Raw genomic sequence first — 15,767 nt, forward strand, 5'->3', positions numbered from 1 at the left:
CTGCCGCCGGTCTCTCCGGATCCGCCTGTGCTGCCGCCGGTCTCTCCGGATCCGCCTCCGGTTGTGCCACCAGGGCCGTAGTGTTGGACCTCTCGACCCTAACGATGGATCCGATCGAGCAGGTGGTCTGTTTGGTGCCTAAGCCTTTGCAGCTTTGGCCGCGGCCTTGGCAGCCTGCTTGCTGGCACGCACTTTACCCAGCGACTCCGGATCGGTGATGTCGGCGACAGAAAGGAACGCCCCTTCCTGGCCGTAGTGTCCGGCAGCCTCGCGCCAGCCTTCAGCCTGGAGTCCGCATTGCTTGCCAAGGAGCGCCAGGAAGATCTTCGCTTTTTGCTCCCCGAATCCGGGAAGTTCCTTTAGCCTGCGGAGCACTTCCGGGCCGTCCGGGTCACCCTGGGTCCAGATCGCGGTTGCGTCCCCGTCCCACTCGCGCTGCACAGTCTCTGCGAGCGCCTGGACGCGGCCGGCCATGGAGCCGGGGAAACGGTGGACCGCCGGGCGTTCCTTGAAAACCTCGACGAACCCGGCAGGGTCATATCCGGCGATGGCCGCGGGCTCCACCGAGCCGATGCGTGTCCGGATCTTTTCGGGTCCGGCAAAGGCCGACTCCATGGTCACCTGCTGGTCAAGCAGCATGCCGGTCAGCAGTGCAAACGCGTCATCGCTGAGCAGCTTGTCGGCGGCGGGGTCTCCAGTGATGTGCAATTCCATGCGCCCATCCTCCCATCTTGAGCCCGTGTCACGGGCACCGCGGCCAGGTGAATCCGTGACAGGATCAGGTATGGTCCACCGCCTGATGCTGCTCGATACCGCGTCTTTGTACTTCCGCGCCTTCTACGGCCTCCCGGACACCATCCGTCGCGCTGACGGGACGCCCGTGAACGCAGTGCGCGGTCTGCTCGACATGATCGCACGGCTGATCATCGATTACGGCGCCACCCATCTTGTTGCGTGCTGGGATGATGACTGGCGTCCGCAGTGGCGGGTCGACCTCCTCCCGACCTACAAGTCGCACCGCGTCGCAGAGATTGTCGCGGATTCCCCGGACGTGGAAGTCGTGCCGGACGCCCTTGAGGCGCAGCTCCCGATGATCCGCCGGGTGCTGGACCTCGCCGGCATCGCCGTCGTGGGGGCTCCCCACCACGAGGCCGACGACGTGGTGGGCACCTATGCCAGCCACGCCCGGCTGCCCGTCGACGTCGTGACCGGGGACCGGGACCTCTTCCAGGTGGTCGACGACGAACGCCAGGTGCGGGTGATCTACACCGCCCGCGGCATGAAAAACCTCGAAATCATGACCGACGCTGTCGTCGTCGCGAAATACCGTGTGCTGCCCCAGCAGTACGCCGACTACGCGACTCTCCGCGGTGACGCCTCCGACGGTCTGCCCGGCGTGCCCGGCATCGGTGAGAAGACTGCAGCCACTCTGCTGTTGGAGCACGGGACGCTCGAAGGGTTGCTCGAGGCGGCCGCGTCGCCCGGAAGCAGGGTGAGTGCAGCCGTGCGATCGAAGCTGGCGGCGGCTGCGGATTACCTCACAGCAGCTCCCGCCGTGGTGAAGGTGGTGCGCGACCTCAAGTTGCCGTCGCTTGAGGAAGCCGGCGCCGAGCTGCATCCTGTCGATGGCGGGGCACGGGCTGAACTTGAGCGGCTCGCCACGGAGTGGAACCTCGGCGGCTCCCTCAGGCGCCTCCTCGCGGCATTGGACCGGCTCCAGTAGAGCTCGACCGGTTCCAACAGCGCTTAGCCCTCTCTTCCCAGCTCGGCCTGCTCCATAAGCTCTGTCAGCCAGGGCCGGTGTTCACGGTGGAAGGTCATCCCCTCGGGCAGCCCCTGGATGGAAGGTTCCGAGCCGGTGATGTCGATGGTGATCCTGCCTCCGGCCAAGGGGGCGTTGGAGATGTGCAGGTCGCCGTAGGCTTCCGGCAGGACAGGGTCCATCCACACGCCGCCCCGGGACACGTGGGCGTCGTACCGCATCAGGCTCGTCACCAGCATGATCGGCGTGGTCGCAGCCCAGGCCTGCGGGGAGCACGCCGTCGGGTACGGCACGGGCACGGCGACCTGGTCCCTGCTGAAGCCGCAAAACAGCTCCGGCAGCCGGCCGTCACTGTAATCGGCTGCTTCCAGCAGCGCCGAGGCGATGCGCTGGGCCTCCTTCACGAAACCATAGCGCAGCAGCCCCGCCGCGATGATGGCGTTGTCATGCGGCCAGACTGAACCGTTGTGGTAACTGGCGGGGTTGTAGGCCCCCATGTCGCTGCCCAGGGTGCGGACGCCCCAGCCGCTGAACATCTCGGGGGACATCAGCCGCTCGGCCACCAGGGGCACTTTGTCGTCGTCCACAATGCCGTGCCACAGGCACTGCCCCATGTTGGAGGCGCACGCATCTACCGGCCGCTTCTTGCCGTCGAGGGCTACGGCGAAATAACCGCGGTCGGGCAGCCAGAACTCATCGTTGAACCGTTTCTTTAGTTCCGCCGCCTGGCCGACGAGTTGCGCAGCCAAAGGCGCGTCACCGGCGTCGTACGCCATCCACGCCCGGGACATGTACGCCGAGTACACCAGCGCCTGCACTTCACAAAGTGCGATCGGCGGTTCGGCGAGGGTGCCGTCAGCGAAGTTGATGCCGTCCCAGGAGTCCTTCCAGCCCTGGTTGATCAGGCCCTGGTCGTTGAGCCGCCCATACTCAACGAAACCGTCGCCATCCCTGTCGCCGTAATCGCGGATCCAGTCCAGGGCGCGGTCGGCGTGGGGCAGCAGCGCAGCGATCGTGTCCTTGGCGAAACCCCAGCGGCTCACCGAACCGACCGCCATCACAAACTGCGGGGTGGCATCGACGCTGCCGTAATAGACGGACTTGCCACCCAGCGCCAGACCGCTGGAGACGCCGAGCCGGACCTCGTGCAGGATCTTCCCCGGCTCCTCCTCGCTCATCCGGTCCACCACGCTGCCCTGGTGGTCAGCCAGTGTTTGCAGGGTGCCCAATGCCAGGGACGGATCCACCGGAAGGGCCATTTCGGAGGCCCAGAGCGCGTCGCGGCCAAAGAGCGTCATGAACCACGGCGCGCCGGCCGCCACGACGATCCGCTCGGGGTGCGCCGGATCCTCGATCCGCAGGGCTCCGAGGTCGTCATAGCTGCGCCGCAGGGTCCGCTCAATGGAGCGGTTGGCCGTGTGCAGTTTGGGGATCTTTGCCACCCATTGCTGCCTTCGCCGGTCGCTGGGAGAGGCCTCACCGCCCGCTCGTCGGATGAAGGTCGACGCCGGGACGGCGCTGCCCTTGACGGTGGGGACCACGCTCAGCTGCGTGCTCCATTGGCCCCGTCCGGGGACGACCGTCCGGTAGCTCAGGGCATCGGCGGTGACCTCCGCGCCGCCTCCGATGACGATGACACCCTTGGCCACATCCTGCCAGACAGCCCGGATCAGCAGGGAGTCGCCGCCGGGCTGGCGGGTTTCCTCCCATTGCCGCTGGACCCGTGCCTCTTTCACCTCGAAGAGATCCGCGAAATCCGACTCGGCGCTCAGGGTGACAACGCATTCCGCCTCGTCCGGCGAGTAGTTGCGGATGGTGATCTCCTCGTGGATGCCGGCACCGACTTCCCGGAGGCGTTCCACGATCAGCGGACTGTCCGCATATCCGTCGGAGCGGGGGACCCGGCCAATAAACAGGGCCCGGTACGGCTCCTTTGTCTCGGCCGTCAGGGGCTCCAGCGGCTGGCCGTTCACCGTCAAATTCCACCGGGACAGGATGCGGGTGTCCTCGAAGAACGCCCCGTGCGGGAGTTCCGGATGGATGTCACCGTTCGCCAGCGAGATACAGAAGGATGAGCCCTCCACCAGGGTTACCGTGCCGGCCCCGATGGGCCCGGCAGCGGTGTCGGCATTCCATCCAGTCATCCCCGCCTCCTTCGAAGGCTCAAGATGAGGCGGCGCGTGGCGCAAGGCAGGCCACCTGTTGATCGCCGTCCAACTCCGATGGATAGACGCTACGCCTGTACCCGCCGTGATGAAAGGGCCGCCCGGGCTAAGGGCCGCTCTGGCGGGCTTCTGCGATCGGGACGACAATGGGCTCGTGCCTTCCCCTCGCCCCAACGGGGACGGCGGCATCATGAACGCCGGCGCCCGCAAGATCCAGCGCGTCTACCTGACGTTGACGCTGGGCAATACCCTTGCGGCTTCGTTCATCTGGGGCATCAACACACTGTTCCTGCTCGACGCGGGGCTGAGCAATTTTGAGGCCTTCGCAGCGAATGCGTTCTTCACAGCAGGCATGGTGCTGTTCGAGGTCCCCACCGGTGTCGTCGCCGACGGGTGGGGACGCCGGACTTCCTTTCTGCTTGGCACGCTGACACTCGCCGGATCGACGTACCTCTATTACATGCTGTGGCAGCTATCCGCCCCGTTCTGGTGGTGGGCAGTGGTGTCAGTGCTGCTTGGGCTGGGCTTCACATTCTTCTCAGGGGCCGTCGAAGCATGGCTCGTTGATGCGTTGCGGTTCTCCGGGTATGAGGGTGGGCTGGAGGCGGTGCTCGGCAGGGGACTGATGGTGCAGGGCGCCGCGATGCTCCTCGGTTCGGTGGCGGGTGGCGTGGTGGCGCAGGCCACCGACCTCGGCGTCCCGTTCCTGCTGCGCGTGGGCGTGCTTGCGGCCATGTTCCTGGTGGCCTTCTGGCTGATGCACGATGTGGGCTTCACGCCCGAACGTTCCGCCCATCCCCTGAGGGCAACCCGTGCCGTGCTCTCCGCTTCCATCGAGAACGGGCTGAAAAACCCACCGGTGCGCTACGTGATGCTGGCCGCCCCGTTCAGCTCGGGCGTCGCGATCTATGTGTTTTATGCCCTGCAGCCGTACCTGCTCGGGCTCTTTGGCGACCCTGGGGCGTACTCCATCGCAGGCCTGGCGGCGGCGCTGGTGGCCGGCGCGGAGATACTCGGCGGCTGGCTGGCCCCACGGGTCAGGCGACTCGTTCGCAAGCGCACCACCGTGCTGATGCTCAGCAGCGGTGTGAGCGCCATGATTTTGCTGGCGCTCGGATTCGTCCAGGTATTCTGGGCCGCGCTGGTCCTGCTGGCGCTGTGGGCGCTGGTGGCGGCGGCGGGGACCCCGGTACGCCAGGCCTACCTCAATGACATGATCGCCTCGAAGCAGCGTGCAACAGTCCTAAGCTTCGACTCCCTGATGGGATCAAGCGGTGGAGTGGTGGTGCAGCCGGCGCTGGGGCGCGCGGCCGACGTGTACGGCTATCCGGCCTCGCTGGCGGTCAGCGGCCTGATCGAACTGATGGCTGTGCCCTTCCTGCTGGCGAGCCGTCAGCAGCGCCACCAGGCAGACGATTTCTCCGGCGCCACTGACACAACCGAGGCGGAATCCCCTCCGCTGCAGGACTCCTGAAGGACGGCGCGGCGGCTCTATCCGTGGCCGTGTTCCCGAGCCCGCCGGGAGTACCAATTGAGTATTGAGTGTCACACGGCCCCGGAGTAGCGTGACAATACCGTCAACCGCACCACCCAGATCCGGGAGCGACCATGCCCTACAATAAGCGTCGCCTGGCTGCCATCACGGCGGCCGTGGCCATGAGCGTGACAGGTGGGGCGGTCATCAGCCCCGCATCCGCAGATGATCGGGAGACAAAAAAGACCGCGACAGCCAGAGGCTACGGCGGGGCAGTCAGCACCGTTGATCCGGAAGCCTCTGCCGCGGCCATCGAGGTCCTCCGCGACGGCGGCAACGCAGCAGACGCGGCGGTCGCCGCGGCCGCAACCTTGGGAGTCACCGAACCGTACAGCGCCGGGATCGGCGGAGGCGGCTACTTCCTGTTCTACGACGCGAAGACCGGCAGGGTCGGCACGATCGACGGCCGCGAGACGGCGCCGGCAGGGATGCCCCGCGACGCGTTCATCGATCCGAAGACCGGCAAACCCTACAACTTCACCCCAGAGCTCGTCACGAGCGGCGTCTCCGTCGGCGTACCCGGAACGCCCGCCACCTGGGACCGGGCGCTGAAGCGCTGGGGAACCATGGACCTCGACGATGTCCTCGAGCCGGCAATCGACGTGGCAAACCGGGGCTTCGTGGTTGATGAAACCTTCCGGCAGCAGACCCTGGACAACAAGGTCCGCTTTGCGGCGTTCACCTCGACAAGCAAACTGTTCCTCCCTCGCGGTGACGCACCCGCCGTCGGCAGCATCTTTAGGAGCCCCGATCTCGCCAGGACGTATAAACTCCTCGCTGACAAGGGCACCCGCGCTTTCTACCACGGCCAGCTCGCGAAAGAGATCGTAGCCGCCGTCAAGGCGCCGCCCAAAACTGCCGCCACGAGGCTGCCCGTTCCGCCGGGCCACATGACGACGGCGGACCTCGCCGGCTACAGCGCGTTGAACCAGGCGCCCACGCATGTGGAGTACCGCGGCTACGATGTCTACGGCATGGCACCCTCCAGCAGCGGCGGCACCACGGTGGGCGAGGCGCTGAACGTCCTTGATACGTTCAACATCGCAGAGATGTCAACGCCGAACGCGCTGCACCACTACCTTGAAGCCAGCGCCCTTGCCTTCGCGGACCGGGGCAGGTATGTCGGAGATCCGAAGTTCGTCGACGTCCCCACAGCCGAACTCACGGACCCGCTGTTCGGCAAGGAGCGCTCCTGCGCCATCGACCCCAAGCGCGCGGCCGTGAAGCCTGTCCCGCCGGGCAATGTGGCCAATTACGACGGCGTGTGCCCCGCTGCCGCCGCGTCCATCGCCGATGAGAAGGACACCGAGAACATCTCCACCACCAACCTGACCGTCGCGGACAAGTGGGGGAACGTGGTCGAGTACACGCTCACCATCGAGCAGACCGGCGGGTCCGGGATCGTGGTTCCCGGCCGCGGGTTCCTGCTCAACAATGAGCTGACGGATTTCTCAACCGTCTACGACCAGAAGGACCCGAACCGGATCGAACCCGGGAAGCGCCCGCGCTCCTCGATGTCGCCGACCATCATCCTCGATGAGGGAAAGCCGTTCCTCGCGCTCGGTTCCCCCGGCGGCTCAACCATCATCACCACTGTCCTGCAGACCATCCTGAACCGCGTGGACCGTGGCATGACCATTTCCCAGGCCATTGCGGCACCGCGGGCGGCACAGCGGAACACCGCCAACGTCACTGCCGAGCCGGCGTTCATCACTGCATACGGAAGCGGGCTCTCGGCGTACGGTCATGAGCTGGCGCCTGCTGGTGATGCGTTTACCTCTGCGGCGGAAATAGGCGCAGCCACCGCAATCGAATTCAAGCCCGACGGGAGAATGGTTGCGGCGGCTGAGCCTGTCCGGCGCGGGGGCGGGTCCGCGATGGTGGTCAAGCCCTCGAGGTGACGCTCAGGGCTTTGCCGCCCGGGCTTCCGTCCTGAGCCGGTCATACTCTTCACGGGACACCGGCTTGGCGTCCGGCGTGCCCAGCTCGTTGAGGGGGATGCGGTGCGTCTCCGGTGCCGTCCAGGCTGCAATGGCCCCGATGATCGTGATTCCGAAGCACAGGGAACCGATGACGAACGGCACGTTCGCGGACCCCGGAGGGGCGATGGCCGCGAAAAGGGTGGGCAGGAAGGCCGTGAGGACCAGCCCGATGTTCTGCGAGACGGCAAAGCCGGTGACGCGGGTGCGGGAGGGGAAGAGTTCCTGGAAGAAGCTGGCGAAGGTCGCGTTCCAGACCTGGTAGAGAGTGCCCCACATGAGGATCGCGAGGATCACGGTGAGCACAACGTTGTTTTGGCTGACTGCGTGCAGGTAGGAAAAGGCCAGGGCGCCGGAACCTAGTGAGCCGAAAATCATCAGCGGCCGGCGGCCGAACTTGTCGGAAAGGTTTCCGAACCATGGGATGAGAGCCAGGGCAACTACGTTGGCGAGGACGGGGATCCAGAGATACACGCTCGTGCTCATGCCGACGCCGTAGCCCGGCTGGGTCGCGTACGCTGCGCCGAAGACGGCCACGGTCACGCCGACCACGTTGACCAGGGTCATGCACACGGCCCGCAGCACGTTGGCTCCGCTTTCGCGCATCACCTGGATGATGGGCGCCTTGGGGGTCTCGTGCCGTGCTTTTTCCTTTTCGAAGACCGGAGTCTCCTCGACCTTGCGGCGGATCATGTATCCGGCGAACACCACAACGGCGCTGAGGAGGAAGGGGATGCGCCATCCCCAGGACTGGAAGTCTTCGGCGGACAGCACGGCCGAGAGCGGAAGGAAGACTGCCGCGGCGATGATCTGCCCGGCCTGGGTGCCCTGGAGGGCAAAGCTTGCGTAGAAGCCGCGCCGGCCGAACGGCGCATGCTCCACGATCATGGCACTGGCACCGCTCAATTCTCCGGCCACGGCGAAACCCTGGACCAGCCGGAGGGCGACCAAAAGAGCCGGAGCCAGGATGCCGACCTGGCCGTAGGTGGGCAGCAGCGCAACTGCAAAGGTGGAGACGCCCATCAACAGCATGGCGAGAACCAGCACGTTCTTGCGGCCGTGCTTGTCGCCCCACTGGCCGAGGAAGAATGCTCCGATCGGCCGGGCCACGTAGCCCACGGCGTAGGTGCCCAACGAGGCGATCAGCGCCACGGCCGGGTTTCCTCCGGGGAAGAACACCGTCGGGAACACCAGCGCTGCGGCCTGCGCATAGATGAACCAGTCGTAGTACTCCAGAGCGCTGCCGACCCAGCCGCTCGCGGCCGCCTTTTTGGACGTCCTGCTGGAATCCCGCCGTTCGCCGGCTCCAGTCCGCCTGTGGGTCTGGCTCTGCATATTGTCCTCCTTTGGACAGGGTGCTTGCGGTGCTGACATTCTGCTCCTCTTTGGGGCGGCATCAGCTGAAGTTCTTGTGGATCGGCCTGTCATGGGAATCGGCCCAATCGTGTGGGATAGCGCTTTCCATAAGACACCCTGATGCCCTCTGATGTCAAAGATTATTTGTAACGCCGCTCACAAACGCCCCGGGAACCAGCTACTTCAGGTGCTGCCGGCGTCGGGAAGCAATCGGCCGTTCCGGATCTGCGAGGGGCCAAAGTCAAGGTTCAGCGGCCGGATCTCCCAGGAGCCGCCGCTCCTGGTTTTCGGACGGCCGACGGCCACGTGAGGGACCCAGCGAGGGTATCTGAAGCCCAGGGCGGGCGAGCTCAGGATGAAGTCGTCGACGTTGTCCACCTGCAGCTCTTCCAGCAGTCCATGAAGTGCCTGCACCAGAAAGACCTGGTAATCATGGACGCGTTCAGGCACCTGGACCTCCAACCCGGACACGTTGCCGCCGGCGAGCGAAATCAGGCGCTCCGCAGTCCCCGAGAAGCCCGCCAATACCGGAAGTCCCCGCAACCAGTCTGCTGTGCGTCGGGTGGCTTCGTTGGTGGAGGTCCTGCCTTTGGTCCAGTCGGCGATGTCCTGGACGAACTCAGGCAGGATGCCGATGTGCAGCAGGGTCATGTGCAGGCCCTGTTCCCTGCGCAGGCCATTGACGTACGTCCCCAGCTCCTCGTAGTCCGTGGGGCGGGATCCGATGTTCAGCACCGGTACCTCGACAGTGATTCGCGGAAGCCCGTGCATGAGGATCGCCTCCGTCCTGCTCCGGCTGTTGGCTCCGGTGACATTATCTTCCCGCCGTCACCTCCGCATGGAAAGCGTGCCGCTGATCGGCAGGCCGCACTCCCGTGTGCCCGCACACGAAAACAAGGCTTGGCTACCGCCCGGGCAGCCGATAGCAATGCGGCATTGACTCTCTAGGGCGGAGGCCTACGATGGTGCGCATCAGGACCTTCTCGGCACGACTCCCTCTTTCGCCGTGCCTATCGGGCAGCTCCCCGGGGACCTGGGTGACAAGGAGAATTCATCATGCTCAAGGAACGTGAAGTGCTTGCTGTCCTTCCGGCGAAGGACATTGCCAGGGCACGGGATTTCTACCGGGATGTCCTCGGTCTGGACCCTGCGGAGACGTTGGACGACGAGAACCTGGTCTACCGCTGCGGGAACGGGACGTCGTTCCTGCTGTACCAGACTGACAACGCGGGGACAGCGAAAAACACGCAGCTGAGCTGGGAGACAGACAATCTGGAGCGCGAAATGGAGGAACTGCGGGGCCGGGGCGTCGTCTTTGAAGAGTACGACTTCCCTGGGCTGAAAACTGAGAACGGCATCGCCACCAGCACCGCCGGCAGGGCTGCGTGGTTCACGGACACGGAGGGCAACATCCTCAGCCTCTTCCAGTACCAGCGCGGGTAGCTGCCCGGGCAGCAGGCCGGGGACGCCAGGCACTGGGAACCCAAGGCACAATGGACGGGTGGTTGCCCTTCCCGTTCCTCCTGAGCCAGCGCGTCCCTCCGGCCCCTTTAACCTGGGCGCGATCGGTTCCGGCCTGGTCTTTGCGGACTCGCTGGGGCAGCTCGCAGCCACGCTGAAAATACGCAGTGCCAGTGCAGGCAGCAGCAGTACGGGCGGAGCCGCCGTGGTGCAGGCGCCGCCCGGCACGGGCAAAACCACCCTCGTTCCGCCGCTGGTCGCCAACCTCCTGTCGGGAGGATCCGGAAGCGGCGACTCGGGACAGGCGCATCATGCGAGCAGCGTGCTCCCACGCGTCGTCGTGACCCAGCCACGCCGTGTTGCCGCACGTTCTGCGGCACGTCGCCTCGCCTCCCTGGACGGCAGCCGGCTGGGGGAGCGCATTGGATACACGGTGCGGGGTGAGCGCCAGACCGGGGCGGGCACCCTTATCGAGTTCGTCACCCCTGGCATCCTGTTGCGCCGGCTGCTCTCCGATCCCGGGCTGGAGGGCACGGGCGCCGTGATCCTCGATGAAGTCCATGAACGCGGACTCGAGACCGACCTCCTGTTCGGCATGCTCTCGGAGGTCCGCCAGCTGCGCGGCGACCTCACTTTCGTCGCCATGTCCGCGACGCTGGACGCACGGCGGTTCGCCGCCCTGATGGGCGGGGGAGAAACAGGGTACGACGGCGGCGGGCCGGCTCCCGTCGTCGACTGCCCGTACGCGCTGCACCGCCTGACTGTGGAATGGGCACCCGCTCCGGGGCCGCGGCTTGATGACCGCGGCGTGACGCGCGCTTTTCTTGACCATGTGGCAGCCACGGCTGCTGCAGCCCACTCATCGGCGCTGGACAAGGACCCGGGCGTCGACGCCTTGGTGTTCCTCCCCGGGGCGTGGGAGGTGTCACAGGTGGCTGCCCGTCTGCGCGGCCGCGTCTCCGCTGAGGTCCTGGAACTTCACGGCCAGGTGTCCCCGGCCGAGCAGGACCGCGCCGTCTCCGGGCGGGACCCGGGAGGCCGGGCACGGATCATCGTTTCCACGGCCCTGGCCGAGTCCTCGCTGACGGTGCCCGGGGTCCGTGTGGTCATCGACGCCGGCCTGTCCCGCGAGCTGCGCCGGGACGCGACCCGCGGCATGTCCGGCCTGATAACTGTTTCCTGCTCGCGGGCGTCCGCGGAGCAGCGGGCCGGCCGGGCCGCCCGCCAGGGACCAGGGACCGTAGTCCGCTGCTATGACCAAAAGACCTTTGGCGCCGCTCCTGCCCACCCGACGCCGGAGATCGCCGCGGCCGACCTCACTGGAGCCGCTCTGCTGCTCGCCTGCTGGGGTTCGCCCGGAGGCAAGGGACTGCCGCTCCCGGACGCCCCGCCCCAGGCAGCGATGGACGACGCGGTGGAGGTGCTGCGGGAACTCGGTGCGGTGGAACCCGACGGCTCCGCCACGAAGCTCGGCAAAACCCTGGCGGGGATCCCCGCCGACCCGCGCCTGGGACGTGCCCTGCTGGCGGGAGCAGCCGTCGTCGGCCACCGGACGGCGGCGGAGACTGTCGCCGTCGTGTCCGGTGACCAGCGCTCGCCGGGGGCGGACCTCCCGCGTCTGCTGGCATCTCTGCGGTCCGGCAAGGATTTGGCCGCCGCACGCTGGGCCGAGGAGGTCAGGCGGCTGGAGGCAATCGCACGCAGGGAAGGCTCCGCCGGCCACCTGCCGGCTGCAGACATCGCCGCTGCTCCGGCGGGCGCCGCTGAGGCTGCCGGTTTCGTCGTCGCCCTTGCTTTTCCTGACCGGGTAGCGCGTCGGGTACCGGGCGGGGGACCGGACCGGTACCAGCTGACCTCCGGCACGCGGGCCGGGCTTCCCGCGGGCAGCCCGCTTTCAGGGCACGAGTGGCTGGCGGTCGCGGAGGTGGCGCGGGCGGAAGGACGGGATGCCGCCGGGACCGGTGCCGTCGTACGCTCCGCTGCGCCGCTCACCCCGGAGCAGGCCGAGGCTGCCGCCCGGCAGCTGCTGGACGAGCATGTGGAAGCCCGGTTCAACCAGGGCAGGATCTCCGCCCGGAGGGAACGGCGGCTGGGGGCAATTGTGCTTGCCTCCACACCCGTAAGGCCTTCCACCGAGGAGGGGCGGACTGCCGTAGCCCGCGCCCTGGAACGCGAAGGTCTGCAGGCCATCGGTTGGTCGACGGCGGCGGACGCCCTGCGCCGGCGGCTCGCCCTGCTGCACCGGGAAGTCGGCGCGCCGTGGCCGGACGTCTCCGAGCAGGCACTGCTGTCCCGGCTGGAGGAGTGGCTGGCGCCGGAACTGGAAGCGCTCGCAGCGGGAACGGCCGCAGACCGTATCAACCTGGCAGAACCGCTTCGGCGGCTGCTGCCGTGGCCCGAGGCCTCCCGGCTGGACCAGCTCGCCCCGGAGGCCCTTGAGGTGCCCAGCGGGACGAGGGTGCGGATCGACTACCCGGACGTGATCGACGGCGGCCGCCCGGTGGTGGCGGTTAAGCTTCAGGAGTGCTTTGGCTGGGCTGCCACGCCGCGTCTGGCGGACGGGAAGGTGCCCGTGTTGTTCCATCTCCTGTCGCCGGCCAGGCGTCCCTTGGCCGTGACAGACGATCTCGCTTCCTTCTGGTCCGGACCTTACGCCCAGGTCCGTGCGGAAATGCGGGGCCGCTATCCGAAGCATCCGTGGCCCGAGGACCCGTGGTCAGCGCCCGCCACGGCCTGGACAAAAGCCAGAATGTAGCCTGCCGGTCCCGTGCTATTGCTGTCCGGCCGCCTCAGGGTGTCGAATCGTCTTACCAAGGCCGCGCGGCGGCACACGACGAGGATGTCGGGAGATGGTCATGTCTGTGAAAGGAACCAATGGCCGGGGCAAGGCCCCCGGCCGCGGCAGTTCGGACCCGCGGGGGGCCGAAGCTGCCGCGGGGGCACCGGTTGATTCGCCCGAAAAGGTGCGCAACGTGGCGCTGGTCGGGCATTCGGGTGCAGGAAAGACCCTGCTGCTCGAGGCTCTGCTGGCGGCCACGGGCGTCATCTCCCGGAAGGGCTCAATCGAGGACGGCAACACCGTCAGTGATGCAGAACCGTCTGAAATCCACCAGCAGCGCTCGGTGGTCCTGTCGGTGGCGCCGCTGATCGCCGACGGCATCAAAATCAACATGCTCGACACACCCGGCTACGGTGACTTCACGGGCGAGCTGCGCGCCGGACTGCGCGCGGCAGACGCCGCACTGTTCGTCGTGTCCGCCCTGGACGACATCGACGCCGCCACCACAGCGCTGTGGGCCGAGTGCGACCAGGTGGGAGTGCCGAGGGCAGTGGTGATCAGCCGCCTTGACCACCCGCGGGCGAACTTCGAGGCTGCCCTGGGCGCATGCCGGCGCGCTTTCGGCGACGGCATTGTTCCCGCGTATCTCCCCGTACACACAGGGGGCGCCGTCACCGGCCTGCTGGGGCTGCTCTCCGGAACGGTATCGGACTACTCCGAAGGGGACGCGGTGCCCGCCGTGCGCGATGCAACCCCCGAGGAGCTTTCCGAGTCGGAGGAAGCCCGGGGGGCGCTTATCGAGGGGATCATCTCGGAGAGCGAAGACGAGACCCTGATGGACCGCTACCTCGGGGGTGAGGACATCGACGTCGACGTCCTCGTGGCGGACCTGGAAACCGCGGTGGCCCGCGGGTCGTTCTTTCCCGTGCTCGCCACGTCAGCCGTCACCGGGCTGGGGCTGACCGAGCTGCTGGACATGCTGACCCGCGCTTTCCCGTCGCCTGCGGAGCGGCCATTGCCCGAGGCCACGGACCTGGCCGGGGCTCCTGCCGGGCCGCTGACCTGCGATCCGGAAGGACCGCTGGCCGGTGAAGTGGTGCGCACCACCATCGATCCCTTCCTGGGACGGGTCTGCCTGGTCCGGATCTTCTCCGGCACTTTGCGGGAAGATTCAGCCGTGCATGTCGGCGGCCGCGGCCTTGCCGACCGCGGCCACGAGGACCATGACAGCGACGAGCGCCTCACGCACCTATACTCGCCGGTGGGAGCCAGCCTCAAGCCCGTGCCCTACTGCGTGGCGGGCGATATCTGCGCGGTGGCGAAGCTTGCCAACGCGGAGACCGGGGACACCATCTCGGCCAAGGACCGCCCGTTGCTGGTGGAGTCGTGGGACATGCCCGAGCCGCTGATGCCCCTGGCTGTTGAAGCAGCCACCCGGAGCGACGAGGACGCCCTCGCCAAGAGCCTGGGGAAGGTTGCCGCCGGAGACCCGACCCTGCGCGTGGAACGCAACTCCGAAACCCACCAGCTGATCCTGTGGTGCATGGGGGAGGCGCACGGCGACGTGGTGCTGGACCGGCTGCGCGACCAGGGGGTGAAGCTGCAGACGGTGCCGGTGGTCACGCCGCTGCGGGAAACGTTCGCCGTGCGGGCTGCCGGCCACGGCCGCCATGTCAAGCAGTCCGGAGGCCACGGTCAGTACGCGATCTGCGATATCGAAGTCGAGCCCCTCGACCGCGGCGGAGGGTTCGAATTCATGGACAAGACCGTGGGCGGCGTGGTTCCCGGGCACTACATTCCGTCGATCGAAAAAGGCATCAGGGCGCAGATGCAGAAAGGCGTCTCGGCCGGCTACCCGGTGGTGGACATCCGGGTGACGCTGGTGGGCGGCAAGGCCCACAGCGTGGACTCGTCCGACGCCGCGTTCCAGGCGGCCGGAGCGCTGGCCCTGCGCGAGGCCGCGGGCGCCGGGCGCATCCAGCTGCTTGAGCCCGTCTCGTCGGTGACCATCAGCATTCCGGACGACTACGTCGGACCCGTGATGAGTGATCTGTCGTCCCGCCGCGGCCGGCTGACGGGTACGACGTCGGCAGGCGGCGACCGCACGGAGGTCACCGCGGAGGTGCCCGACGGCGAGCTCTTGCGTTACGCCGTCCAGTTGCGTGCGCTCACGGCCGGGACCGGCCGCTTCCGGCGCAGCTACCTGCGGCACGAGCCGGTGCCGGGTAACGTGGCGCCGGCGGCGGCCAACGCCTGATTACGGCGGCTGCTACGCGTGCATATAGCGACTCCCGCCCACTCGGCGGGAGGCATCAAGTACCTGGAACGTCATAGGTGGGGTGTCAGAGGCACAGAAAGCACTGACCCCTAGGGTGGGCGGGCGCACCGACACGCGGATACGGAAATCCAAAAATTCACGCGAGGCGCCTAACGGTGATGCCACTGGGGGGCACTCGGGCGGCAGCGGTGTGGTGGTGCAGTCCGGCGGTGGCGGTGGCGGTGGCGGCTGCGGGCACTCGGGCGGCAGCGGTGTGGTGGTGCAGTCCGGCGGTGGCGGTGGCGGTGGCGGCTGCGGGCACTCGGGCGGCAGCGGTGTGGTGGTGCAGCCCGGCGGTGGCGGTGGCGGTGGCGGCTGCGGGCACTCGGGCGGCAGCGGTGTGGTGGTGCAGCCCGGCGGTGGCGGTGGCGGTGGCGGCTGCGGGCACTCGGGCGGCAGCGGTGTGGTGGTGCA

General features: G+C 67.4%; 11 protein-coding genes. 6 read left to right on the top strand and 5 right to left on the bottom strand.

Translation table 11 applies throughout. From position 1 onward, the window contains the following. Positions 1–138: 138 nt before the first annotated feature. Entirely contained in the window at positions 139–714 is a 576-nt protein-coding gene (locus ACIP9X_RS18865; protein ID WP_400481287.1) for an HhH-GPD-type base excision DNA repair protein, read from the bottom strand. A 70-nt stretch (positions 715–784) separates the two neighbouring features. On the opposite strand from ACIP9X_RS18865, the gene ACIP9X_RS18870 reads away from it, so the two are divergent. Beyond that, a complete protein-coding gene (locus tag ACIP9X_RS18870; RefSeq protein WP_400481301.1) occupies positions 785–1,723 on the top strand; it encodes a 5'-3' exonuclease H3TH domain-containing protein in 939 nt (312 codons plus the stop codon). Positions 1,724–1,746: 23 nt separating this feature from the next. On the opposite strand, the gene ACIP9X_RS18875 is transcribed toward ACIP9X_RS18870, so the two are convergent. Then, the gene (locus tag ACIP9X_RS18875) at positions 1,747–3,906 is read right to left on the bottom strand and encodes a glycogen debranching N-terminal domain-containing protein (protein WP_400481288.1); all 2,160 of its coding nucleotides are present in this window, start codon (positions 3,904–3,906) and stop codon (positions 1,747–1,749) included. Between the two features lie 211 nt (positions 3,907–4,117). Between ACIP9X_RS18875 and ACIP9X_RS18880 the strand changes: the two genes are divergently transcribed. Both ACIP9X_RS18880 and ggt read left to right on the top strand, forming a co-directional pair. Continuing rightward, positions 4,118–5,401, top strand: coding sequence for an MFS transporter (locus tag ACIP9X_RS18880; RefSeq protein ID WP_400481302.1), 1,284 nt, complete (start codon positions 4,118–4,120; stop codon positions 5,399–5,401). A gap of 134 nt (positions 5,402–5,535) precedes the next feature. Next, positions 5,536–7,362, top strand: a complete 1,827-nt coding sequence (ggt, locus tag ACIP9X_RS18885) for a gamma-glutamyltransferase (RefSeq protein ID WP_400481289.1) — start codon at positions 5,536–5,538, stop codon at positions 7,360–7,362. 3 nt (positions 7,363–7,365) lie between these two features. Here the strand turns inward: ggt and ACIP9X_RS18890 are convergent, their stop codons facing one another. Further along, positions 7,366–8,775: an MFS transporter gene (locus ACIP9X_RS18890; protein WP_400481290.1), complete on the bottom strand. Its 1,410-nt coding sequence runs from the start codon at positions 8,773–8,775 to the stop codon at positions 7,366–7,368. 204 nt (positions 8,776–8,979) lie between these two features. Then, on the bottom strand, positions 8,980–9,567 hold the full coding sequence (locus ACIP9X_RS18895; protein ID WP_400481291.1) for a hypothetical protein: 588 nt from the start codon (positions 9,565–9,567) through the stop codon (positions 8,980–8,982). Between the two features lie 285 nt (positions 9,568–9,852). Here ACIP9X_RS18895 and ACIP9X_RS18900 point away from each other — a divergent pair, with 285 nt between their 5' ends. The 3 genes from ACIP9X_RS18900 to ACIP9X_RS18910 all read left to right on the top strand — a co-directional run bounded on the left by ACIP9X_RS18900 (position 9,853) and on the right by ACIP9X_RS18910 (position 15,293). Continuing rightward, positions 9,853–10,239 carry a VOC family protein gene (locus ACIP9X_RS18900; RefSeq protein WP_400481292.1) on the top strand — a complete coding sequence of 129 codons (387 nt, stop codon included), beginning with the start codon at positions 9,853–9,855 and terminating at the stop codon, positions 10,237–10,239. 58 nt (positions 10,240–10,297) lie between these two features. Next, positions 10,298–13,012 carry an ATP-dependent helicase HrpB gene (hrpB, locus tag ACIP9X_RS18905; protein ID WP_400481293.1) on the top strand — a complete coding sequence of 905 codons (2,715 nt, stop codon included), beginning with the start codon at positions 10,298–10,300 and terminating at the stop codon, positions 13,010–13,012. 100 nt (positions 13,013–13,112) lie between these two features. Then, complete coding sequence (locus ACIP9X_RS18910; protein WP_400481294.1) at positions 13,113–15,293, top strand: elongation factor G-like protein EF-G2; 2,181 nt, start codon at positions 13,113–13,115, stop codon at positions 15,291–15,293. Between the two features lie 157 nt (positions 15,294–15,450). Here the strand turns inward: ACIP9X_RS18910 and ACIP9X_RS18915 are convergent. Continuing rightward, positions 15,451–15,767: hypothetical protein (locus ACIP9X_RS18915; protein ID WP_400481295.1), on the bottom strand; the 317-nt coding region annotated here is incomplete at its 5' end.

The organism is Arthrobacter sp. NPDC093125 (assembly GCF_044754225.1).
Classification (GTDB): Bacteria; Actinomycetota; Actinomycetes; order Actinomycetales; family Micrococcaceae; genus Arthrobacter.